Origin of the sequence: Streptomyces chiangmaiensis, assembly GCF_036281785.1 — a bacterium.
GTDB classification, from domain to species: domain Bacteria; phylum Actinomycetota; class Actinomycetes; order Streptomycetales; family Streptomycetaceae; genus Streptomyces; species Streptomyces chiangmaiensis.
This window is the reverse complement of sequence record NZ_JAYWVC010000007.1, coordinates 1-22,448: the sequence shown is the minus strand read 5'-3', so window position 1 is coordinate 22,448 and position 22,448 is coordinate 1. Positions and strand designations below refer to the sequence as shown.

Below are 22,448 nucleotides of genomic sequence, written 5' to 3'. Positions count from 1 at the left end.
CGTGCCCGGGCCACGGCACGCAGCCGGGTGGACGGCCGCCCGGGGGCCGTGCCCATGCGCCCCGTACACAGGCGGCGCTGGACGCCGGCCTGCCGTGGCCCCCCTCCCGGGGGAGAGGGGCCACGACCCCTGTCAGGGCGAGGGAGCGTGCGGGTCAGGGGGTCGGCTCGGGGGCCGTGGCCGGGGTCGCGTCCGGGGTGGGCAGGCGACGGCGACGGCGCCGTTTGAGGAGAGCCCAGGGGCCCCGCGGGCCCGTCGGCATCGCGGCCGTGACCTCCGTGCCCGCCTCCGACGCGGCCTCGGCCGCAGCGCGGGCCACCGGCAGGAAGCCCTCGCGGCGGGACGCGTCCGGGCGCTCCTCCTCCGCCGGCCACAGGCCCAGGGCCGCGCAGACCGTCGGCAGGACCGCCATCGCCGCCGTGGCGTAGCCCTCCGCCGAGGGGTGGTAGTTGTCGGGGCCGAAGAGTTCACGCGGGTTCGCCTCGAACTCGGGGCCGAGCAGGTCACCCAGCGACACCGCACGGCCGCCCTGCTCGACGACCCCGATCGTCTGGGCCGCGGCCAGCTGACGGGAGGCCCTGCGCGCGAGCCAGCGCAAGGGCTGCTGGACCGGTTCGATCGTGCCGAGGTCGGGGCAGGTGCCCACCACCACCTCCGCGCCGGCCGTGCGCAGCCGGCGTACGGCCGACGACAGGTGGCGCACCGAGCGCGTCGCGGGCATCCGGTGGGTGACGTCGTTCGCGCCGATCATGATCACGCCGATGTCGGGAATCCGGTCCGGGTCCTCCAGCGCCAGCCCCACCTGGCGGTCCAGGTCGTCCGACTGCGCCCCCGGGAGCGCCACGACGCGCAGTTCCACCGGGCGTTCCGCCACCGCTGCCAGACCCGAGGCGAGCAGCGCCCCCGGCGTCTGCCGGGAGCGGTGCACCCCCTGTCCGGCGGCCGTGGAGTCGCCGAGCATCATCAGTCTCAGCGCCGATCCCTCGTACCCGCGCCCGTACAGCCCGTCCGCGCTCGGCGGGGACGGGCTGTGGCCGTTGCCCACATGGCGCTTGGCCATCTGCACCTCGGCGACCAGCAGCCCGACGGCGGCCGCACCGACCAAACCGATACCTCCGCCGCCGTACGCAGCGCCCGCCGCGATGCGCCGGGCCACCCTCGCCCTCGACATGCTCGACATGCGTCGCCGCCACCTCCTCGTAGCCGTACAAACTCTGCTTGCCCCGTACGCCCCGTCGTCCAATCTCAACCGGACGTGAACGCCCGGGACGGCCCGCGCTTGCCGACGGTACGGACGCCGGAACGCTTACGCTGGCGGCACCATCAGGACCACTTCTTTTGCAGCAACCGGAGACAACGGTGCAATTCCACGACTCGATGATCAGCCTGGTCGGCAACACCCCGCTGGTGAGGCTCAACCGCGTGACCGCCGGTATCAAGGCGACCGTGCTGGCGAAGGTCGAGTACTTCAACCCCGGCGGTTCGGTGAAGGACCGCATCGCCCTGCGCATGATCGAGGCGGCCGAGCAGAGCGGCGAGCTCAAGCCCGGAGGCACGATCGTCGAGCCCACCAGCGGGAACACCGGTGTGGGCCTTGCGATCGTGGCCCAGCAGAAGGGCTACAAGTGCATCTTCGTGTGCCCCGACAAGGTCTCCACGGACAAGATCAACGTGCTGCGCGCCTACGGCGCCGAGGTGGTCGTGTGCCCGACTGCGGTGGCCCCGGAGCACCCGGACTCCTACTACAACGTCTCCGACCGGCTGGTCCGTGAGACGCCCGGGGCCTGGAAGCCGGACCAGTACTCCAACCCCAACAACCCCCTTTCGCACTACCACTCGACCGGCCCCGAGCTGTGGGAGCAGACGGAGGGGAAGATCACCCATTTCGTCGCGGGCGTCGGCACCGGCGGGACCATCTCCGGCACCGGGCGCTACCTGAAGGAGATCAGCGGCGGCAAGGTCAAGGTCATCGGCGCCGACCCCGAGGGTTCGGTGTACTCCGGCGGGTCCGGGCGGCCGTACCTCGTCGAGGGCGTCGGGGAGGACTTCTGGCCGACGGCGTACGACCCGGAGATCCCCGACGAGATCATTGCCGTGTCCGACAAGGACTCCTTCCAGATGACCCGGCGGCTGGCGAAGGAGGAGGGGCTGCTGGTCGGCGGTTCCTGCGGGATGGCGGTCGTGGGCGCGCTGCGGGTCGCCGAGCGGCTCGGCCCCGACGACGTGGTGGTCGTCCTCCTCCCCGACAGCGGGCGTGGCTATCTCAGCAAGATCTTCAACGACGAGTGGATGGCCGACTACGGCTTCCTGGAGGACACCGGCCCGAACGCCCGTGTCGGTGACGTGCTCAACGACAAGGAGGGCGGTTCGATCCCGTCCCTCGTCCACATGCACCCCGACGAGACGGTCGGGCAGGCCATCGAGGTGCTGCGCGAGTACGGCGTCTCGCAGATGCCCATCGTCAAGCCGGGCGCCGGTCACCCGGACGTGATGGCCGCCGAGGTCGTGGGGTCCGTCGTCGAGCGTGAACTGCTGGACGCCCTGTTCACCAAGCGTGCCTCGCTCGACGACCCGCTGGAGAAGCACATGTGCGCCCCGCTGCCGCAGGTCGGTTCCGGCGAGGCGGTCGGGGACCTGATGTCGGTGCTCGGCACGGCCGACGCGGCGATCGTCCTCGTCGAGGGCAAGCCGACCGGTGTGGTCAGCAGGCAGGACCTGCTGTCGTTCCTGGCCAAGGGCGGAAAGCAGTAGCGGACACCCGGTGAACCGGCCGTGTCGCCGGGGAACGTGCGGTGACGCGGGGCGGCACGGGTTTCTCGGAAGTGGTACGAGCGTGTCACGTCCTCGCAGCACCCGCTTAACACGGATCCGGCACATTGGTGGGTGTCGGCAGGGCGGTGGGGGTACCTCCCAGGCGTTGAGCACTGGGCGAGGCTCCCCGTCCCGGCCGGCAACCGAAACGGCGCCAGGGACCTCCGGAGCGGCTCCCGGACCTCCATGGACGCCACGGACGCGCAAGCCCGGCCCTGACCCGGCCCGCGTCCCTCGCGGGGACCGCCGTCGTCCCGCCCCCCGGTCACGGGGGTGCGGCGGTCCCCGCGCACATCCTTCACGGCCGGCCTTCCCGCCCCGACGGCGGTGGGCCGGCCGGCGTCGTCACAGGCGGTCACCGTCGTGGTGGCCGATCTCCGCCGCGGCGGGCAGGAGACCGGCGGGAACGCCCGGTCGGTCCCCGGATCACCGAGCGACGCCGTCCGGTCCGCGGCGACCCGCGATCAGTCCTCCCAGCCGCCGTCCTGCGAAGACGTGCGGCGACGGCGGAAGCGGCCGGGGTTGGTGCGGACGGCCTGCACGGCGTTGACGCCGACGATGCCCACCCAGGTGATCAGCAGACCGGGCAGGTGTGCGACGCCGCCGCCGATCGCCGAGAGCGGGATCGCGAGCACCAGCGACACGATGCCGAAGCCGAAGCGCTCGCCCCAGGAGTCCGTCGCCCGCGGCGAGCGCGCGCCGCGCGCCACCACCATCTGCTGTTCGGCCAGCTGACGCCGTACCCGGCGGTCGATCGCACCGTCGATGCGCTGGTCGACCTTCTCCAGGAAGGAGTCGACCAGCGCCGACTCGTACTCCTCGCCCAGTTCCCTGCGGGCCTGCAGCGTGGCGTCGAGTTCCTTCTTGAGGTCGGCGTGCTGTGCGTCCATACCGGTCATACGGAGCACGTTAAGGAGCCGGGGCTCCAGGCGCACTGGGGATACCCCCCCTCTTACCCGGGGGTGCGCTCGAGGTGTTTGCTCCAGGTCCCGGCCCTCCGGCTACTTCAGCAGTGCGTGCTGCTTCGCGTACGCGTCGGCCACGTCCTCCGGGTCCTTCTTGTCCTTGTCCACCTGGCGGTTGAGCTCGGTGAGATCGGCGGTGGTCAGAACGTTGCCGAGCCTGGCGAGGGCCTTGCGGACGGTGTCGTCGGCCTTGCGGTCGGCGATGAGGGGGACGATGTGCTGGCTGGGGATCAGATGCTCGGGGTCGGAGAGCACCACCCAGTCGTTGGCCTCGATGTCGGTGTCGGTGGTGAAGAGGTTCGCCACGTCCACGTCGCCCTTCTTCAGGGCGCCCTTGACCAGCGGGCCGTCGGAGTCCAGCGACTTGAACTCCTTGAACTCGACGCCGTACACGTCCTTCAGGCCGACCGCGCCGACCCGGCGCTTCTTCACCTCGGGAGCGGCCCCGATGACCAGCTTGCCGTTCTGCTTCTTCAGGTCGGTGAGGGAGGCCAGGCCGTACGTCCGCGCGGTCTCCCGGGTGACGACGAAGGCGTCCGAGTCCTCCGCCGTGCCGTACGGCAGGACCTGCAGACCGGTCGGCAGGGCGAGGGTGAGGGCGTTCTGCATGGCACCCTCCTCCGTCGGCGTGGCCTTCGGGTCGAGGTAGTTGAGGAGAGCGCCCTGGTACTCGGGCAGGAGGTCGATGTCGCCACTCTTGAGCGCGGGGATGACGATCTCCCGGGTGCCGAGGTTGGGACGGACGGTGACTTCCACGCCGGCCGCCTTCAGCACGGCCGCGTAGAGATAGCCGAGCACCTGGTTCTCGGTGAAGTTGGCGGTGCCGATGGTCACTCCGCCCTTGCTGGAGCCTCCGCCACCGGTGGCGGCGCCCTGGCCGTCGAGGGAGGTGATGCCGCCCGCACATGCGGAGAGCGCCGGGACGGAGGCGGCGGCGAACAGGCCGCCGAGGAGAGCACGTCGATTCATTCTTCGATCCCTAGGCAGTGCGGGTGGGGGTGTCCCCGTGCGAGTTCGTTCGAGCGTGGGGGAGGAAGAGGAAGCGCTGGAGGCAGGACAGGGCCACGTCCAGGACGACGGCGACCACGGCGACCAGCACCGCGCCGCCGAGCACCTGGACGAGGTCGCGCTGGGCGAGGCCGTCGAACACGTAGCGGCCCAGTCCGCCGAAGGAGACGTAGGCGGCGATCGTGGCCGTCGCGACCACCTGGATCAGTGCCAGGCGCAGGCCCGTCAGGATCAGGGGCAGGGCGAGCGGCAGCTCCACCTGGAAGAGGACCTGGTGGCCGCGCATGCCCTGGCCCCGCGCCGCGTCCTTCACGTCCGGGTCGACGGCGGTCATGCCCGCGTAGGTGTTGGTGACGATCGCGGGGACCGCGAGGGCGACCAGAGCGACGTACACCGGCAGCATGGACAGGCCGCCGGCCAGGAAGACCAGCACCACGAGGCCGACAGTGGGCAGGGCGCGGCCGAAGGACGCGAGGTTGATCGCGAGGAACGCGCCCTTGCCGGTGTGGCCGATCAGCAGGCCGAGCGGGAGGCCGATGGCCGCCGCGATGAGCGTGGCCAGCAGGGAGTACTGGAGATGTTCGGCGAGGCGGTGGGCGATGCCGTCCGGGCCGGACCACTGGGACCCGCTGACCAGCCATGCGCCGAGGTTCTTGAAGAGTTCGTACATCTCAGGCTCGCCGCCTCTTCCACGGGGTGAGGACGTACTGGAGGGCGACCAGCAGCGCGTCCGCGACGACGGCGAGCAGGAGGGTGAGGACCACTCCGACGATCACCGGGGTCGGGAAGTTGCGCTGGAAGCCGTCGGTGAAGAGCTGGCCGAGGCCGCCGTCGCCGATGTAGGTCGCGACCGAGACCAGCGAGATCGACATGACGGTCGCGATCCGGACGCCCGCCATGATCACTGGCAGGGCGAGCGGGAACTCGACGGTCAGCAGGGTGCGCAGCGGGCGCGCGCCCATCGCCTTCGCGGCCTCCTTCACCCGCACGGGGACCGAGTCGAGGCCCTCGACCGTGTTCCGGAGCAGGACCACCAGGCTGTAGACCGTCAGGCCGATCACGGTCGTGGTGCGCGTCAGACCGCTCACCGGCAGCAGGAGCACGAAGATCGCGATCGACGGGATGGTGAACAGGACGTTCGAGGCGCCGAGGAGGAAGCCACGCAGGGGGCGGACACGGTGCGCGATCACCGCGAGGGGGAGCGAGATCAGCAGTCCGAGGAAGACGGCGGTGAGGGCGGCCTGGAGATGGGAGAGGGTCAGGGAGGTGAGGTCGTCGGTGTGGTCCGCTATCCAGGACCAGTCGATGGTCATGCCGCCACGCCCACTTCCGCATGGGCACGGCTGGCGTGCTCGTGGATGTCGTCGCGGGACGAGACGCCGATGAGCACTCCCTCCGCGTCGACTCGGACGATCAGACCGGTGGGGGAGGCGACGGACTCGTTCAGCGCCGACAACAGGGAGTCGGTGTCCCTGAGCGGTCGTACGGGGACTTCGGCGCCGTCCGTCGAACGCCAGTGCAGGGGCTTGCGTGCCCCGTCGAGGACGAGGGTCCAGGTGCCGCCTTCGGGGGCCGGGCCATGGGGGACGGCCCCCAGGGTCCTCAGGGAGAGCAGTTTCAGGCCCCGCTCGGCGCCGAGGAACTCGGCCACGAAGTCGTCGGCGGGGCGGGCCAGCAGCTCTTCGGGCGCGGCGCACTGCACCAGATGCCCGCCGGTGCGGAAGACCGCGATGCGGTCGCCGAGGCGGACGGCCTCGTCGATGTCATGGGTGACGAAGACGATGGTCTTGTTCAGCTCCTTCTGCAGGCGCAGCAGTTCGTCCTGGAGCTGGGTGCGCACCACCGGGTCGACGGCGCCGAACGGCTCGTCCATCAGCAGGACGGGCGGATCGGCGGCGAGCGCGCGGGCGACACCGACGCGCTGCTGCTGGCCGCCGGAGAGCTGGTGCGGATATCGCTTGCCCGCGTCGGCGGCGAGACCGACGGTCTCCAGCAGCTCGGCCGCCCGCGCCCGCGCCTTCCTGCGGTTCCAGCCGAGCAGCAGGGGCACGGTGGCGATGTTGTCGAGCACCGTTCGGTGCGGGAAGAGGCCCCCTTGCTGGATGACATAGCCGATGGAACGGCGCAGCTCGGCGGCGTCCTGCCGGGTGACGTCCCGGCCGCCGACCCGGATGGTGCCGGAGGTGGGCTCGACCATGCGGTTGACCATCCGCAGGGTGGTCGTCTTGCCGCAGCCGGAGGACCCGACCAGGACGGTCACACCACCTTCCGGCATCTCCAGGGAGAGGTCGTGGACCGCTGTCGTGCCGTTGGGGAAACGCTTGTGGACCGCATCGAATTGGATCATGAGATGTCCCTTGCCCGGCTGTATAACGTCATGCAGAGTTCTTGGTGTGTGAATAGGTTGTCAACGCCTCGACGTTAATGCGAGGTAACAGATGACCGGAGAACAAGATTAGATGTCCGGCTTGAGGGGAGTTTGGGCTTGATGTCGTCTCGGATCGTGGACACGCCGGGCCCCGCGCATTCCGACCTGGTGATCCTCGACGGCGTCGGACTGGGTGTGGAGGACGTCGTGCGCCTCGCCGACGGCGCCGCGCGGCCGGTCCTCGGCACCGAGGCCATGAAGCGGGTGGAGGACTCCTGGGACGCCGCCCGGCAGATCGCGGCGACCGGACGCGTGTACGGCCGCTCCACCGGCGTCGGCGCGAACCGCACCGAGGACGTGCCGACGGAGGCCGCTGCCGGGCACGGCCTGCGCCTGCTGCGCAGCCACGCCGGGGCGATCGGCGAGGAGCTTCCGGCGCGGCAGGTCCGTGCGATGCTGGCGGTCCGGGCCAATCAGCTGCTCGCGGGCGGCGCGGGGCTGCGCCCCAGCGTGATCACGGCGCTGTGCGAGGCACTGGAGAGCGGGGCGTATCCGGTCGTCAACGAGTTCGGGTCGGTGGGGACCGGCGACATCGCCGCGCTGGCGCAGGCGGGCCTCGCGCTCGCCGGGGAGCACCCCTGGAAGGGCAGCGGGGCACCGCAGCCCCAGCCCCTCGACAACAACGACGCCCTCGCCTTCATCAGCAGCAACGCCCTCACCCTCGGCCAGGCAGCGCTCGCGCTGCACGAGTTGCGGGGTCTGGTCGGCGCCACCCAGGTGGTTGCCGCGCTCTCGCTGCTCGCGGTGGACGGCTCGCACGAGGCGTACGCCGCTCCCGTGCACGCCGCCCGGCCGCATCGCGGCTCCGCCGAGGTCGCCCGCCGCATGCGGCGGCTGATCGGCGCGGCCGACCGCCCCACACCCCCGCTCGGGCGCATCCAGGACCCGTACGGCTTCCGCTGCCTGCCCCAGATCCACGGCCCCGCACACGACGCGGCGGACGCGCTGGAGGAGGTCCTCGCGATCGAGATCAACGCTGCCGCCGAGAATCCGCTGATCTCGCCCGAGGACATGGCCGCCTACCATCACGGCGGCTTCTACCAGGCCCAACTCGCTCTCGCCCTGGACCACTTCCGCCTGGCCGTGACGCAGGTGGCACGACTGTCCACCTCCCGCCTCTCGACGCTGAACGAACCCGCCTACACGCGTCTGCGCCCCTTCCTCGCCGACCACGAGCCCGCCTCTTCCGGCGTGATGATCCTCGAGTACGCCGCCGGAGCCGCCCTCGGCGATCTGCGGGCGTTCTCCGCACCCGCGTCGCTCGGACACGCTGTACTCTCCCGGGGCGTCGAGGAACAGGCCAGTTTCGCCTCCCTCGCCGCGCGTCAAACGCTGCGTGCGTGCTATGCGTACCGTCTGGTGGTCGGCTGCGAACTCGTGGCTGCCGTACGGGCCTTGCACCTGCGTGGCCTGAAGCCCGAGCCGGAGCTTCCGGTGGGCCGGGCGCTGGAGCTCGCCGAGTCGGTGCTCGACGGTGACCTGGCCGACCGGCCGCTCACGGACGACGTGACGGCGGCGGCCCACCTGCTCGACCGGTTCACCGACATCTGGAGGGGAAGCACGTCATGAGCGTGACCGACAGCCCTGCCGCACGGCTGCAGGCACTCTTCGAGGGGCGCCGGCTCACACCGACCCAGCGGCGCATCGCGCACAGCATGGTGCGACGTGCCGCCGACGTGTCGTTCCTGTCGAGCGTGGAGCTGGCCGAACTCGCCGGCGTCAGCCAGCCGTCCGTGACCCGCTTCGCGGTGGCCCTGGGGTTCGACGGCTACCCGGCGCTTCGCAAGCACCTGCGTGAGGTCGCCCCCGTGGAACCGGCACCGGATGCGGGTGCGTACAACGAGTACCAGCAGGCCGTCGAGGCGGAGATCGAGAACCTCAAGCACCTGGCCGAGATACTGGCCGATCCGCGGCCCGTGGCCAGGGCCGGACGGATCCTGGCGGCCTCACGCCCGCTGCCCGTCCTCGGTCTGCGGGCCGCCGCCTCCCAGGCGTTCGGCTTCGCGTACTTCGCGGCGAAGGTCCACCCGGACGTCCGGCTTCTGCACGAGGGCGGCACGATGCTCGACGACCGCATCGACGCGGCCGTACGGGCGGGTGCGAGCGCCCTGCTGTGCTTCGCGTTGCCGCGCCACCCGCGCGAGGTCGTCGACGCACTGGCGTACGCCAAGGGGGTGGGCCTGACCGTGGTCACGGTCGCCGACTCGGCTTTCGCGCCGGTGGCGAAGGTCTCGGACCTGCTGCTGCCGGCCGCCGTCGGTACGGGGCTCGCCTTCGACACGGCCTGCGCGCCGATGCTGCTCGGCCGGGTCCTGCTCGAGGCGATGTGCGACGACCTGCCCGACGCCCAGGCGCGGTTGGAGGAGTTCGATGCGCAGGCGGCGGCCCGGGGGCTGTTCGTGGAGTAGACCCGCCGGAGGGCCGACCGTCCGCGCCGGGGGTGCGGCTTTTTTCAGACTCGTCTCACGTTTGCTCGTTAGCCTGCGCGGACCGATACGCAACACCGGGTGAGACGGGAGGCTGGACGTGGCGCGCGGAGGACAGGGACTGGCACGGGTGGCGGTCGTCGCACGGGCCGGAGCCGCACCGCTGTGGTGGCTGGGGGTGTTCGCGGCCGGCATCGGTGTGCTGGTGCCGGGACTGACGGGACGCCGGATCGGAGTGACGGCCGGGGCCGCGCTGTTCGTCGTTGCGACCGCGGTCGTCGCGCTCGCCCGCCGCAAGCGGTACGCGGCCCTCGCCCGCGGGGCCGCCCGCGCCGGCAAGTACGACGTGCTGCAGGACCGCGCGGTCACCGCCCGCATCTGGCGGCGCGGGCATCGTCGGTGGCTGCTCGCCGCCTTCGCCGCCGCGATCGGCAGTTCCTTCGCGGTACCGGCCGCGGGCGGCATGCTGCTCGCCGGAACCGGCGCCGGTCTGCGGCTGAAGGCCGCCTGGCTCGGCCGTCGCGAACGCGCCGACGACGTTCTGCTGTGGGTGCGCGTCGACTGGCTCGGCCGCCGCGGCGGGGCGCCCGCGGGCAAGCCCGTCAAGGGCTACCGCAGCACCGGCATCGCGGCCGGCGACGCGGCCCCGGGCGGGGCGCGCCGCCGGACCGCCGAGCTCGTGCGGCACGCGGGGAGCGGGCGGGCCGTGTGATTTCTCAGAGCGCCGTGAGCGCGCCCGCGTGCGCTCCGCCCGACTCCGCCACGACCTCCTCGAGGGTCTGCGGCTCCCGTACGACCGCGAACCGGATTCCGCCGCCCTCGCCCGGCGCATAGCCGTACACCCCGGGCCGGATGAGGGAGTTGTACGCGTAGTGGTGGGCGAAGTAGTACGCCCCGGTGTCCGGCGCCGCCGCGTAGTCGCCCTGCTCGAGCAGGGGCAGCGTCTGCCCCTCGGCCAGCAGGTCGCCCGCGAAGCATGCCGGTCCCGCCACGTCCTGCACCACCTCCGGCCCCTCCTTGGGGCGTCCCTTCGCGTCGTACGCCAGGATCCGCAGGGGCCAGGACGCCGGTGCGTACACGGTCCGGGTGGCGACCTGGACACCGGCGTGCGTGACCGCGACGGCCCGGCCGCCCGCGCGCTTGGCGTACTCCACTCGCGCCACCACGGTTCCGTGCTTGGCCAGCAGGGAACGCCCGAACTCCGTGACCAGTCCGTACCGCCCGTCGAAGAGCCCGGGTGCCGCCTCGGCCAGCAGTCGTGCGTACTGGGCGTACGTCGGCGTCGTCATGTCCGAGGCGAAGTTCACCGGAAGTCCGCCGCCGATGTCGATCGTGTCGATCTGGCGTCGACCGATCCGCCGGTTGATCTCCTCGGCGAGCGCGTAGGTCTCCGTGACGCCCCGCGCCATCAGCGAGAGCGGGATGCCCTGTGAACCGGAGTGGGCGTGCAGCCGGGTCAGCCAGGGCCGCTCGGAGTAGACACGCACCAGCCACTCGCGCGCCCCTTCGTCCCGCAGCGCCACGCCGAACTTGGAGGTGGCGGTCGCCGTGGACAGGGCTTCGATCGCGCCCGCTCCGAGTTGCGGATTCACCCGGATCCCAAGAGGGGAGGACGTCTTCGCCGTGCGGACGAGGCCGTCGATCCGCTCCAGCTCCTGCGGGTTGTCCGCGTTCACGGCGATGCCCAGCTCCAGCGCCTGACGCAGCTCGGCCGGCGTCTTGGCGGGCGCGTCCAGCACGATGCGCTCCGGCGCTGTTCCGGCCGCCCTGGCCAAGGCCAGCTCCCCGGCGCTCGCCACCTCCGCGCCGATGCCGGCCGCCTGCAGCAGGCGCAGCACCGGTACGAGCGGGGTCGCCTTCACGGCGAAGGCGTGCATCACCGGCGTCCCCGGCGCGACCACCGCGTCGAAGGCCGCCCGCAGCGCCGCCGCCGAGTCCCGGATGCCGGCGACGTCCAGGAGGCCGACGATGGGAGCGTCCGGCCCCAGCAGCCCCTGCTCGACGGCGCCGCGCACGGCCTCGTCCCGGCGTGCCACCCGCTCGGCGTCGTCAAGGCGCCCGTCCCCGCTCGCGGGCACCGTCCCGATGTCCCTCATGTCCACCACCGCGTCCCCGTCCCCGTGTCACCGTCCGTGGTCATATCTCCAGCCAAACATCCCTGCCGTCGCCACGCTGGCGCAAGAACGTATTGACTAGTTCTATTCAGATGGCCAGGATGTGAATAACCACTGCAACAGTCCCCGCGCGCCCCCGGCCGCGTGCGGCCGTCCCTCAGGAGGCAGACCATGTCAGGACCCCGCCCCGTCCGAGCGCCGCGCGGCACGGAACTGAGCGCCCTGGGATGGCAGCAGGAGGCCGCCCTGCGGATGCTGCAGAACAACCTCGACCCCGAGGTCGCCGAGCACCCCGACAAGCTCGTCGTCTACGGCGGCACCGGCAAGGCCGCGCGCGACTGGCGCTCCTTCGACGCCATGGTCCGCACACTGAAGGGCCTCAAGCAGGACGAGACGATGCTCGTCCAGTCCGGCCGTCCCGTCGGCGTCATGCAGACCCACGAGTGGGCCCCGCGCGTGCTCCTCGCCAACTCCAACCTCGTCGGCGACTGGGCCAACTGGGAGGAGTTCCGGCGTCTGGAGGCCCTCGGCCTGACCATGTACGGGCAGATGACCGCCGGTTCGTGGATCTACATCGGCACCCAGGGCATCCTCCAGGGCACCTACGAGACGTTCGCCGCCGTCGCCGCCAAGAAGTTCGGCGGCTCGCTGGCCGGCACCATCACGCTGACGGCGGGGCTCGGCGGCATGGGCGGCGCCCAGCCGCTCGCCGTCACGATGAACGACGGCGTCGCGATCTGCATCGACTGCGACCCGCGCGCCATCGAGCGCCGTATCGAGCACCGGTACCTGGACGTCAAGGCCGACTCCCTGGAGCACGCCATCCAGCTGGCCGTCGAAGCGCGCGACGCCCGCCGTCCGCTCTCCATCGGCGTCCTCGGCAACGCGGCCGAGCTCGTGCCGCAGCTGCTCGCCATGGGCGCCCCCATCGACGTCGTCACCGACCAGACCTCGGCCCACGACCCGCTGTCGTACCTGCCGATCGGCGTCGCCTTCGAGGACATGGCCTCCTACGCCGCCAAGGACCCGGCCGGCTTCACCACGCGCGCCCGCGAGTCGATGGCCAAGCACGTCGAGGCGATGGTCGGCTTCATGGACGCCGGCGCCGAGGTCTTCGACTACGGCAACTCGATCCGCGGTGAGGCGCAACTGGCCGGATACGACCGTGCGTTCGCCTTCCCGGGCTTCGTCCCCGCCTACATCCGGCCGCTGTTCTGCGAGGGCAAGGGCCCCTTCCGCTGGGCGGCGCTGTCCGGCGACCCGGCCGACATCGCGAAGACGGACCGCGCGATCCTGGATCTGTTCCCCGAGAACGAGTCCCTCGCCCGCTGGATCAAGCTGGCCGGCGAGCGCGTCCACTTCCAGGGCCTGCCCGCGCGCATCTGCTGGCTCGGCTACGGCGAGCGCGACAAGGCCGGCGAGCGCTTCAACGAGATGGTCGCCGACGGCACCCTGGCCGCTCCCGTCGTCATCGGCCGCGACCATCTCGACGCGGGCTCCGTCGCCTCCCCGTACCGCGAGACGGAGGGCATGCTCGACGGCTCCGACGCGATCGCGGACTGGCCGCTGCTCAATGCCATGGTGAACGTGGCGTCGGGTGCGTCGTGGGTCTCCATCCACCACGGCGGTGGAGTCGGCATGGGCCGGTCCATCCACGCCGGACAGGTCACCGTGGCCGACGGCACGAAGCTGGGCGGCGAGAAGATCCGCCGGGTCCTCACCAACGACCCGGGCATGGGCGTCATCCGGCATGTGGACGCCGGATACGACATCGCGGAGTCCGTGGCCGCGGAGCGGGGCGTGCGGGTTCCGATGCGCGAAGGTGACGACGCGTGACCTTCCACAGCATGTGGGCGGAGCTGTTGCCGATCGGCCGCAGCTCCGCCTCCGGCGGCTACCGCCGCTTCGCCTGGACTTCGGCCGACACCGAATGCCGGGCCTGGTTCGAGGAGCAGGCCCGGGGCCGCGGGCTCGCCTACGAGGTGGACCGGAACGGGAACCAGTGGGCCTGGCTCGGGGATCCCGCCGCGAGCGACGCCGTGGTCACCGGATCGCATCTCGACTCCGTTCCCGACGGCGGTGCCTTCGACGGTCCCCTCGGGGTCGTCTCGTCCTTCGCGGCGCTCGACGAGCTGCGCGCGCGGGGCGTGGAGTTCCGCAGGCCGCTCGCCGTCGTCAACTTCGGGGACGAGGAGGGCGCCCGGTTCGGGCTCGCCTGCGTCGGGTCGCGGCTGGCCGCCGGACAGCTCACCCGCGAGCAGGCGCACCGGCTGACCGACGGCGACGGCGTCACGCTGCCGCAGGCCATGGAGGCCGCCGGCCACGACCCCGACGCCATCGGGCCCGACCCGGAGCGGCTCGGCCGTATCGGCGCGTTCGTCGAACTGCACATCGAGCAGGGCCGGGCCCTCGACCTCAGCGGTGACCGGGTGGGCGTCGCCAGCGCCATCTGGCCGCACGGGCGGTGGCGGTTCGACTTCCGGGGCGAGGCCAACCACGCCGGGACCACGCGGCTCGTCGACCGTCGCGACCCCATGCTGTCGTACGCCGAGACCGTCCTCGCCGCCCGCCGCGAGGCCGCACTCGCCGGCGCGGTCGCCACCTTCGGCAAGGTCGCCGTCGAACCCAACGGCGTCAACGCCATCCCCTCACTCGTCCGCGGCTGGCTCGACTCCCGCGCCGCCGACCAGGAGAGCCTCGACACCGTCGTGAGCGGGATCGAGAAGGCGGCCCGCGAGTACGCGGACGCGCACGGCGTCGACCTCGACGTCGTCCGGGAGTCCTTCACCCCCGTCGTCGAGTTCGACCACGTCCTGCGCGACGAGCTCGCCCGCATCCTGGGCCGGCACGGGGATCCCGGACTCACCGTGCCCGTGCTGGGCACTGGTGCCGGGCACGACGCCGGAATCCTGTCCGGGAGCATTCCGACCGCCATGCTGTTCGTGCGCAACCCCACGGGCGTCTCGCACTCCCCGGCCGAGCAGGCCGCCGAGGACGACTGCCTGGCCGGGGCAGCCGCACTCGCCGATGTACTGGAAGGGCTGGTGTGCAGGTGACGCGGACGTACTGGCTGGAGCACGCCTGGCTCGGCCCGGCCGTGGAGACGGGCGTCGCCCTCGAGGTGTCCGACGGCCGCATCGCCGCCGTCCGCACGGGCGTCGATGCCCCGCCCCCCGGTGCCGAGATCCTTCGCGGGTTCACCCTCCCCGGGCTCGCCAACGCCCACTCGCACGCCTTCCACCGCGCCCTGCGCGGCACCGTCCAGGTCGGCTCCGGCACCTTCTGGACCTGGCGGGAGGTCATGTACTCGTTCGCCGACCGGCTGACTCCCGAGACGTACCACGCGCTCGCGCGTGCCGTGTACGCGGAGATGGCGCTCGCCGGTGTCACCGCGGTCGGCGAGTTCCACTATGTGCACCACGCCGCGGACGGCACCCCGTACGCGGACCCCAACGCCATGGGTGAGGCTCTCCTCGACGCCGCCGCAGAGGCCGGCATCCGCATCACCCTGCTCGACACCGCCTACCTCTCCTCCGGCTTCGGGCAGCCGCCCAACCGCCACCAGCTCCGCTTCTCCGACGGCACCGCGGAAGCCTGGGCCGAACGCTGTTCGGGTCTCAAGGAACGGGATCACGTACGGATCGGGGCCGCCATCCACTCCGTACGGGCCGTGCCCGCGGGGCAGTTGGCGACGGTGGCGCGCTGGGCCGAGGAACGGCGGGCGCCGCTCCATGTACACCTGTCCGAGCAGACGGCGGAGAACGACGCCTGCCGACAGGCCTACGACTGCACCCCCACGCGCCTCCTCGCCGACCACGGCGTCCTCGGTCCGCGCACCACCGGTGTCCACAACACACACCTCACGGACGACGACATCCGGCTGATCGGGTCCAGCTCCACGGGCACCTGCATGTGCCCGACCACCGAGCGGGACCTCGCCGACGGCATCGGCCCGGCCGTGGCCCTGCAGGCTGCCGGATCCCCCCTCTCGCTGGGCTCCGACAGCCACGCCGTCATCGACCTCCTCGAAGAGGCGCGCGCGATGGAGCTGAACGAGCGGCTGCGCACCCGCACTCGTGGTCACTGGACGGCGGCGGCCCTGCTGCGGGCGGCCTCCGCCGACGGGCACACGGCGCTGGGCTGGGAGGACGCGGGCGTCCTGGAACCCGGCGCGCTCGCCGACTTCACGACGATCGCGCTCGACTCGGTCAGGACCGCGGGGCCGCTGCCGCGGCTGGGTGCCGAGACGGCCGTGTTCGCCGCGACCGCGGCCGATGTGCGCCATACGGTCGTGGGTGGACGGCATGTCGTACGCGACGGGGCGCACACACGCCTGCCGGATGTCCCACGGGCGCTGGCGGACGCCGTCGAAGCCCTGCGCGCCTGACTCCCGAACCCGGCCACCCACGAGGAACCCATGAGCAGCACGGTCATCACCAACATCGCCAGTCTGGTCACCAACGACCCCTCCCTCGGTGACACGTCCCCCCTCGGACTGATCCAGGACGCGGCCGTCGTCATCGACGGCGACCGCATCGCCTGGACCGGTGAGTCGAGCAAAGCACCCGCCACCGACCATCGGGTCGACGCCGGCGGCCGGGCGGTGATCCCGGGCTTCGTGGACTCCCATTCGCACCTCGTCTTCGCGGGCGACCGCACGCAGGAGTTCAACGCCCGCATGTCGGGCCGCAGCTACTCGGCGGGCGGCATCCGCACCACGGTGGCCGCGACGCGGGCGGCGACGGACGCGGAGCTGGAGGCGGGCCTGGTCCGCTACCTGGCGGAGGCCCTTCGCCAGGGCACGACCACATTCGAGACGAAGTCCGGCTACGGCCTCACCGTCGAGGACGAGGCGCGAGCCCTGCGCATCGCCGCCGCACACACGGACGAGGTCACCTACCTCGGCGCCCACGTCGTCTCCCCCGACTACGCGGACGACCCCGCCGGCTATGTGGCCCTGGTCACCGGCGAGATGCTCGACGCCTGCGCGCCGTACGCCCGGTGGATCGACGTCTTCTGCGAAAAGGGCGCCTTCGACGGCGATCAGGCGCGCGCGATTCTGACGGCGGGCAAGCGGAAGGGCCTGCATCCGCGCGTCCACGCCAACCAGTTGTCGTACGGCCCGGGTGTTCAGCTCGCCGTGGAACTCGACGCGGCCAGCGCCGACCACTGCACGCATCTGACGGACGCCGACGTGGACGCGCTCGCGCACAGCCGCACGGTCGCCACGCTGCTGCCCGGGGCCGAGTTCTCGACCCGCGCCGAGTGGCCGAACGCCCGCCGTCTCCTCGACGCGGGCGTGACGGTGGCCCTGTCCACGGACTGCAACCCGGGCTCGTCCTTCACGTCCTCGGTGCCGTTCTGTATCGCGCTCGCCGTCCGGGACATGGGGATGACACCCGACGAGGCGGTCTGGTCGGCCACCGCGGGGGGCGCCCAGGCCCTGCGCCGCACGGACGTCGGCCGGCTGACCCCTGGCGCATACGCGGACCTCGCGGTCCTCGATGCCCCGAGCCATGTCCACCTGGCCTACCGGCCGGGTGTGCCCCTCGTCACCGAAGTGTGGCGGCGCGGCAGCCGCGTGGCCTGACCGGGCTCGCACGCCGGCGACGGCCTGGCACGGTCACAAGGCCCCAGCCCGCCATCGTTGATCTGCGTCCCCGGTCAGCGGATGCAGTGCCAGGCCGCCGTCGCCGTCCGGGGTGAGCGCGGTCTCGACGGCGATCGCCGGGCGGACGACACCGTCGTCGTCCACGGTGAAGCGGAGGTTCTGGCCGTTGCGGCCGTAGACCGAGTCGCAGTGCCAGATGCCCACGCCGTTGTCGACGGAGCCGCGGCTGTCCAGGCAGAAGTCGGGATCGGCCGACGACTGAAGGACACTGCGTTCCGAGTCGAAGCGCCACCGCTGGCTCGATGAGGATGTGCAGCCAACCACGGCCACGTCCGTGCCGTTGTCGAAGTCGCCGGCGACCTCCAGGCACAGGCCCGAGGCGGCGTTCACGACCTGTGCGAAGGCGCCGTTGGGCGCGTGTGCCGTGGGAGTGGGCTTCGGCCTCGGCTTCGGCGGTTTCGAACTCCTCGTCGGCGATGGGGACTTGGAGGTGGCCGAGGGCGAGGGTGAGGGCGTCGGGGAGGCCGAGGGGCTCACCGAGACCGTCGCGGTGACGGTCACGGCGGGCGGGTCCGCCGGGGTGCTGACGGACGAGCTCGCCGCGCGCTGGTCCGGCGAGTCGCCCGAGGACAGCAGGAAGACCAGCAGCGGTGCCAGGGTCAGGCCGAGGGCCGCCGAGGCCAGGGCGAGACGGCGGCTCGGCGGCCAGGTCGCCTCCGCCGTACGCGCGTGGGTGTGCGGCTCGCTGACACCGTGCTCGGTGTACGCCGTGCCGCCCCACGGCAACAGACCCTCGGCCAGTGCGGTGCGTGGGGCGTCCCGCAGGGCGGTGAGTTCTTCGTAGGCGGCCGTGCAGTGCGCGCACTGCACCATGTGGGCGTGCAGGTCGGCACTGAAACGGGGGTTGTCGGGCCGGACCGACTCCTCGATCAGGCGCCGGAAGTCCCCGCAACGCGGATCGTCCGAGGCGGCGAGACGGGACCTCAGACAGGCCTGGCCCATGGCCTGGAGCGCCTGTTCGGTGCCGTACTCCACGTCCTCGCGCCTGAGCCCGAGGAATCCCGCCGTCCTGTTCACGGGTTCCTGCTCCACCACGCCGTACCAGATCAGGCCCTGGGCGCGGGACGGCAGGGACTGGAACGCGGAGAGCATGGGAGGAACGGGGCCGGCCGGGCCGGCCGTGTTCATCACCAGGAGCAGACCGGGGTCGAGGCCGCCGGCCCGCTCGTCCGTGGCCCACGACCGGGCCAACCGGACGGTCAGCAGCAGGAGCCGGTGCCGCCAGGGGACACCCGGGTCGATGCCGCGCGCCGTCTCGCGGGCCGCGAGGGTGAAGGCCTGCCCGGCCAGTTGTCGCGCGGCCGGTTCGCTCGTGGTGCACAGTCGTGCGTAGGAGAGGACCGGGGAGCGGTGGCGGCTGCGCAGTTCCTGCAGCGCCTGGTACGAGGTCGCGGTGTCCGCACGGAGCAACTCGGTCAGTCGTGTGTCGGACGGGCCCATGGCCACGGCGCCCCCCGTGTCCGCTTCGGACGTCCCGCCTTCGGCCTCGGCGTCGTTGTCCGTCCTGTCGGCCCGAGCCATCCACCTGCCTCCTCGCACCCCGGTGACGCCGCTCGCCGCACTCCTGACGTACCGGCCAGTTTGGGGGTGACCATAGTGGTGGACCGAGGCCCGTGGAGAAAGAGGTTTCCCCGGGTAACCGGGGGCGGCCGGTGAGTCGGCGGGATGCGACCGGGACCTCCAAGGGGCTGACCGCTTCCGTCCGGTGCCTTTGCGGGCACCGGACGGAAGCGGTCACATCGAGGCCGTCACTCTTCGACGGTCAGCCCCTTGCGCAGGCGCACCAGTGTCCGGGACAGCAATCGCGACACGTGCATCTGGGAGATGCCCAGTTCGTCGCCGATCTCCGACTGCGTCATGTTGGCGTAGAAGCGCAGTGAGAGGATCTTGCGGTCCCGCGGCGCGAGTTCGGCGATCAGGGGCTTCAACGACTCGACGTACTCGATGCCTTCGAGTCCGTGGTCCTCGTAACCGATGCGGTCCGCGAGTGCGCCCTCGGAGTCGTTCTCCTCGGGCTGCGCGTCGAGGGAGCTCGCCGTGTAGGCGTTGGACGCCGCCATGCCCTCGACGACCTCGTCGTTGGAGATGCCGAGGCGCTCCGCGAGCTCGGCGACCGTCGGCGCGCGGTCCAGCTTCTGGGCGAGTTCGTCGCCGGCCTTCGCCAGGTCGAGGCGGAGCTCCTGCAGCCGGCGCGGCACCCGCACGGACCACGACGTGTCGCGGAAGAAGCGCTTGATCTCGCCGACGATCGTCGGCATCGCGAAGGTGGGGAACTCGACACCGCGGCTGAGTTCGAAGCGGTCGATGGCCTTGATCAGGCCGATCGTGCCGACCTGGACGATGTCTTCCATCGGCTCGCTCCGCGAGCGGAAGCGCGAGGCCGCGAATTTCACCAGGGCGAGGTTCAGTTCCACGAGCGTGTTGCGGACGTACGCGTATTCGTGTGTGCCCTCCTCGAGCGACTCCAGCCGCTGGAAGAGCGTCTTGGACAGGGCCCGCGCGTCCACCGCTCCCACCTCGTCGTACGGGGGGATCTCCGGAAGGCCGTCGAGGCCTTCGGGCTCGGTGAGACCGTCCTGGGGGGCAAGGTCGTCGGTGTGGTCGAGAGGTCGTTCCAGGGGGAGTGCCGACGTCGCCCTCTGGGTCTGCGATGCGTCGAGCCGGGGTGACATGATGTCCTCCATCGTTCTCGGCATATGGCCGCCGATGCCAATACGTGCACTACGGTGTGCGGCGCCTCCGAAGCCGGCCGTGTCGAATGGCTGTACCTCTAGCCCTACCCGCTTTTGTCGGCCCACCGCAAGTGCGTTCTGTTGGTAAATGTCTGAATTAGTGGGGTTGTTCGGGTGTCAAGGGGTGTGAGGAAGGCGTAATGTTCGAGGGCGTCCATCAACAGCGACGACGGTCGGGAGAGAGACGGCATGGACCGCGGGACGGTCGGTAGCGCACAGTCGGGCCGGCTTCTGGTCGAGGTGCGTCAGGAGGGCACGAGTGCCGTCGTGACCCCAGCGGGTGAGTTGGATCACCACACCGCCGATCTGATGCGCGAACCACTCGAGGACTGCCTGGAGAAGGGGTTCTCGCGCCTGGTCGTGGACTGCTCACGGCTCGAGTTCTGTGACTCCACCGGGCTGAACGTGCTGCTCGGCGCCCGGCTGAAGGCCGAGGCCGCGGGCGGCGGGGTCCATCTGGTGGGGATGCTGCCGGTGGTGGCCCGGGTCTTCGCGATCACCGGGGCGGACGCCGTCTTCACCATCCACGACACGCTGGATGCGGCCCTGGCCGAGTGATGCGGCCGGGGGGTAATCAGATGCCACTGTGTGACCAGCGCGTTACGCACGTCACAGGCTCCGGGCTGAATCCATGGGTGTTCCGGCCGTCCGGTCGGGCAGAAGACATGCTGAATATGTCGGCAGCCGGGACGAAAGCCGCAAGAAGAGGGCACCTACGTGAACGGCACGAGAAGCAACTGACGGTAACGCCGTCGATCCACGTACTGAGTCTTGAATCGTGAACTGGTGAATCGGTGAGGTGAAGCGCTGATGAGCACCACCCGGCCCTACTCGCCGGGCGACCGCGGCCCCGAGCCCAGCGGCGCTTCCGGAACGCCCGCGCAGGGTCGGTCCGGCGAGGGTGCGTCCTTGGCTCCAGGTGAGCAAGGGGTCTCGCCCCCCGGTCGGCGGGCGCGCAGGTTGAGCCTCGCGGGCGAGAGCGGCGTCGTCCCGCTCGCGCGCGACTTCACGCGCCAGGCGCTGTACGCGTGGGGCTGGCTGCCCGCCGCCGGCGCCGACCAGCGGGCCGCCGCCGAGGACGTGCTGCTCGTCGTCTCCGAACTCGTCACCAACGCGTGTCTGCACGCCGAGGGGCCGGACGAGCTGTGGATCGCGTGCGACAACAAGGTGCTGCGTGTCGAGGTCTCCGACCGGGGTGCGGGCCAGCCCGCGCCGCGCACCCCGCACCGCGCCGGACGTCCCGGCGGCCACGGGATGTTCATTGTGCAGCGGCTCTGCCTCGACTGGGGGGTCCTGCGCACGCCCGGGGTCGCCGGCAAGAGGGTGTGGGCGGAACTCGGCGCTCCCGCCTAGCGTCCGTCCGCACCCGCTTGCCGTTCACCCTCGGTCACCGCAGTTCGAATCCTTCTTCGCACGACGCCGCACCCATCACTTCCCTCGCGCCGGATCGCCACAGATCCGGCGTGCGCTGTGTCTTCCCTCCGCAAGGGACCGGGCGTACCTTGACGGCCGATCTGATGTGCCGTCAGGAATGAGGGGACCGTGTCGTACCACAAACGAACCGCCGCGCTCGCGTCCGCCGCTGCCCTGGCCGGCTCGGCGGTGCTCATGGCCGCTCCGGCGGCCAGGGCCGAGGTCGTCGACGTCAACTACCACTGCAAGACGCCGATCGGTGACAAGAGTGCCGTATCGCCCATCGACATCAAGGGCGTCAAGAACGGAGGCACCTACAAGATCACCATGTCCTGGCAGAAGGGTGTCTCCTCCAGCCCGGTCGAACTGGGCAGGGGTGCGATGAACCCGAGTGCCTCCATCGAGCTGGGCGGCGCCGAGAGCGGTGCACTGACGGTGACGGGTCTCGCCAACCAGGCGGCGATCCCCGCCAACACCCCCATCAAGATCAATGACTTGACCGGCACGTACACGCCGAAGAAGACCGGAAAGGTCACCTTCACCGCGGGTGTGCTGACCATCAAGGCGCTCGGCACGACGACCACGTGTACGCCCACCAACAAACCCGGCCCCTCGCTGACCCTGGACGTCACGGCCGCGGGCGGCTCGGCCGGCTCCAGCCGGAGCGGTACCTCCGGCGGGCAGCTGCCGCAGACCGGACCCGAGGATTCCGCGATCGCCCTGGGCACCCTGGGCGGCACGGTCCTGCTCGCGGGTGTGGCCGGAGTGCTCTGGCTGACGCGCCGGAACCAGGCGGTACGCAGCTGAGGCGCACCCGGAATCCGGGCGAGCCGCCCACCCGTCGCCCGACCACCACCCCTCATCGAAGCGCTTTTGCCCA

General features: G+C 71.5%; 20 protein-coding genes. 11 read left to right on the top strand and 9 right to left on the bottom strand.

The annotated features are described in order from the left end of the window. Positions 1–154 precede the first annotated feature (154 nt). Positions 155–1,180: an SGNH/GDSL hydrolase family protein gene (locus VXC91_RS04055; protein ID WP_329505136.1), complete on the bottom strand. Its 1,026-nt coding sequence runs from the start codon at positions 1,178–1,180 to the stop codon at positions 155–157. Between the two features lie 179 nt (positions 1,181–1,359). Here VXC91_RS04055 and VXC91_RS04050 point away from each other — a divergent pair, with 179 nt between their 5' ends. Further along, positions 1,360–2,751 carry a cystathionine beta-synthase gene (locus VXC91_RS04050; protein ID WP_329505135.1) on the top strand — a complete coding sequence of 464 codons (1,392 nt, stop codon included), beginning with the start codon at positions 1,360–1,362 and terminating at the stop codon, positions 2,749–2,751. Between the two features lie 524 nt (positions 2,752–3,275). Here the strand turns inward: VXC91_RS04050 and VXC91_RS04045 are convergent. The 5 genes from VXC91_RS04045 to VXC91_RS04025 form a co-directional block, all read right to left on the bottom strand. Continuing rightward, complete coding sequence (locus VXC91_RS04045) at positions 3,276–3,710, bottom strand: hypothetical protein (protein WP_329505133.1); 435 nt, start codon at positions 3,708–3,710, stop codon at positions 3,276–3,278. Positions 3,711–3,812: 102 nt separating this feature from the next. Next, positions 3,813–4,745, bottom strand: a complete 933-nt coding sequence (locus VXC91_RS04040) for an ABC transporter substrate-binding protein (protein ID WP_329505131.1) — start codon at positions 4,743–4,745, stop codon at positions 3,813–3,815. A gap of 10 nt (positions 4,746–4,755) precedes the next feature. After that, positions 4,756–5,454: an ABC transporter permease gene (locus VXC91_RS04035; RefSeq protein ID WP_329505130.1), complete on the bottom strand. Its 699-nt coding sequence runs from the start codon at positions 5,452–5,454 to the stop codon at positions 4,756–4,758. Between the two features lies 1 nt (position 5,455). Next, complete coding sequence (locus VXC91_RS04030) at positions 5,456–6,097, bottom strand: ABC transporter permease (RefSeq protein ID WP_329505128.1); 642 nt, start codon at positions 6,095–6,097, stop codon at positions 5,456–5,458. Then, positions 6,094–7,131: an ABC transporter ATP-binding protein gene (locus VXC91_RS04025; protein ID WP_329505127.1), complete on the bottom strand. Its 1,038-nt coding sequence runs from the start codon at positions 7,129–7,131 to the stop codon at positions 6,094–6,096. Before VXC91_RS04025 ends, VXC91_RS04030 begins: the two co-directional genes overlap by 4 nt. 141 nt (positions 7,132–7,272) lie before the next feature. Between VXC91_RS04025 and VXC91_RS04020 the strand changes: the two genes are divergently transcribed. The 3 genes from VXC91_RS04020 (at position 7,273) to VXC91_RS04010 (ending at position 10,350) form a co-directional block, all read left to right on the top strand. Then, positions 7,273–8,781, top strand: a complete 1,509-nt coding sequence (locus tag VXC91_RS04020) for an aromatic amino acid ammonia-lyase (RefSeq protein ID WP_329505125.1) — start codon at positions 7,273–7,275, stop codon at positions 8,779–8,781. Continuing rightward, entirely contained in the window at positions 8,778–9,620 is an 843-nt protein-coding gene (locus VXC91_RS04015; protein ID WP_329505124.1) for a MurR/RpiR family transcriptional regulator, read from the top strand. Before VXC91_RS04020 ends, VXC91_RS04015 begins: the two co-directional genes overlap by 4 nt. Positions 9,621–9,738: 118 nt before the next feature. Further along, positions 9,739–10,350 carry a hypothetical protein gene (locus tag VXC91_RS04010; protein ID WP_329505123.1) on the top strand — a complete coding sequence of 204 codons (612 nt, stop codon included), beginning with the start codon at positions 9,739–9,741 and terminating at the stop codon, positions 10,348–10,350. Between the two features lie 4 nt (positions 10,351–10,354). On the opposite strand, the gene VXC91_RS04005 is transcribed toward VXC91_RS04010, so the two are convergent. Continuing rightward, a complete protein-coding gene (locus VXC91_RS04005) occupies positions 10,355–11,734 on the bottom strand; it encodes a type III PLP-dependent enzyme domain-containing protein (protein ID WP_329505122.1) in 1,380 nt (459 codons plus the stop codon). Positions 11,735–11,923: 189 nt separating this feature from the next. Between VXC91_RS04005 and hutU the strand changes: the two genes are divergently transcribed. The 4 genes from hutU to hutI are packed head-to-tail and all read left to right on the top strand — an operon-like array spanning position 11,924 to position 17,342. Next, complete coding sequence (gene hutU, locus VXC91_RS04000; RefSeq protein ID WP_329505120.1) at positions 11,924–13,588, top strand: urocanate hydratase; 1,665 nt, start codon at positions 11,924–11,926, stop codon at positions 13,586–13,588. Beyond that, a complete protein-coding gene (locus VXC91_RS03995) occupies positions 13,585–14,808 on the top strand; it encodes an allantoate amidohydrolase (protein WP_329505119.1) in 1,224 nt (407 codons plus the stop codon). The genes hutU and VXC91_RS03995 overlap by 4 nt, the downstream gene beginning before the upstream one ends. Next, the gene (locus tag VXC91_RS03990) at positions 14,805–16,139 is read left to right on the top strand and encodes a formimidoylglutamate deiminase (RefSeq protein ID WP_329505118.1); all 1,335 of its coding nucleotides are present in this window, start codon (positions 14,805–14,807) and stop codon (positions 16,137–16,139) included. The genes VXC91_RS03995 and VXC91_RS03990 overlap by 4 nt, the downstream gene beginning before the upstream one ends. 30 nt (positions 16,140–16,169) lie before the next feature. After that, complete coding sequence (gene hutI, locus VXC91_RS03985; RefSeq protein ID WP_329505116.1) at positions 16,170–17,342, top strand: imidazolonepropionase; 1,173 nt, start codon at positions 16,170–16,172, stop codon at positions 17,340–17,342. A 33-nt stretch (positions 17,343–17,375) separates the two neighbouring features. Here hutI and VXC91_RS03980 read toward each other — a convergent pair whose 3' ends face one another. Beyond that, the gene (locus VXC91_RS03980; RefSeq protein ID WP_408057328.1) at positions 17,376–18,944 is read right to left on the bottom strand and encodes a ricin-type beta-trefoil lectin domain protein; all 1,569 of its coding nucleotides are present in this window, start codon (positions 18,942–18,944) and stop codon (positions 17,376–17,378) included. Between the two features lie 227 nt (positions 18,945–19,171). Next, positions 19,172–20,095 carry an RNA polymerase sigma factor SigF gene (locus VXC91_RS03975; RefSeq protein ID WP_329505115.1) on the bottom strand — a complete coding sequence of 308 codons (924 nt, stop codon included), beginning with the start codon at positions 20,093–20,095 and terminating at the stop codon, positions 19,172–19,174. 249 nt (positions 20,096–20,344) lie between these two features. On the opposite strand from VXC91_RS03975, the gene VXC91_RS03970 reads away from it, so the two are divergent. The 3 genes from VXC91_RS03970 (at position 20,345) to VXC91_RS03960 (ending at position 22,375) form a co-directional block, all read left to right on the top strand. Beyond that, the gene (locus VXC91_RS03970; protein WP_329505114.1) at positions 20,345–20,713 is read left to right on the top strand and encodes an STAS domain-containing protein; all 369 of its coding nucleotides are present in this window, start codon (positions 20,345–20,347) and stop codon (positions 20,711–20,713) included. Positions 20,714–20,965: 252 nt separating this feature from the next. Then, positions 20,966–21,508 (top strand): ATP-binding protein, encoded by a 543-nt coding sequence (locus tag VXC91_RS03965; RefSeq protein WP_329505113.1) that lies wholly within the window; start codon positions 20,966–20,968, stop codon positions 21,506–21,508. Between the two features lie 189 nt (positions 21,509–21,697). Continuing rightward, entirely contained in the window at positions 21,698–22,375 is a 678-nt protein-coding gene (locus tag VXC91_RS03960; RefSeq protein WP_329505112.1) for an LPXTG cell wall anchor domain-containing protein, read from the top strand. The last annotated feature ends 73 nt before the right edge of the window (positions 22,376–22,448 follow it).